Annotated in this window: 1 pseudogene; it reads right to left on the bottom strand. The window is 25.9% G+C overall.

The features are described 5' to 3' along the window. Positions 1–342: 342 nt before the first annotated feature. Positions 343–506 (bottom strand): annotated as a pseudogene (locus WFH18_RS17725) (IS5/IS1182 family transposase); the annotation flags it as partial.

Here is a 506-nt window from a genome sequence, read left to right on the forward strand (position 1 = left end):
GTTTAAGATAAGATATAACTCATTGAGATGTGTCATAGTATTCGTCGTTAGAAAACAATTATTATGACATTATTTCAATGAGTTATCTATTTTTGTCGTGTACAGAGAAAAAATTCATATAAAATTCCGCCAATTTTGAACAAAAATAAACAAACAATCAATTATTGCTAATAAATTTTTTGTAATTTTTACCAAATTTTATATTTCTCAACCCGTATATTGAAGATTTTTTTGACCAAAAAATAAAATTAAACAAACAGTTAAATTTGATCGCAGGAAAAATAAAACAAAAATTAAGCATTTTGTTACACAGTTTGCATTTTATTTAGGGTCTGTTGACACTTACTGTTCATAATTAACCCTATAACGGTAGCCATAAAAATATACAGGCTAAGGCAACAGAACTTTGATAATTTCTTTTGAGCTTGTCATATCGAGTAGCTATTCCTCTAAATTGCTTTAATCTACAAAACATATTTTCAACTAAATGCCTGATTTTATATAAA

The sequence above is a fragment of the Acinetobacter sp. USHLN143 genome (assembly GCF_037145695.1).
GTDB classification, from domain to species: Bacteria; Pseudomonadota; Gammaproteobacteria; order Pseudomonadales; family Moraxellaceae; genus Acinetobacter; species Acinetobacter fasciculus.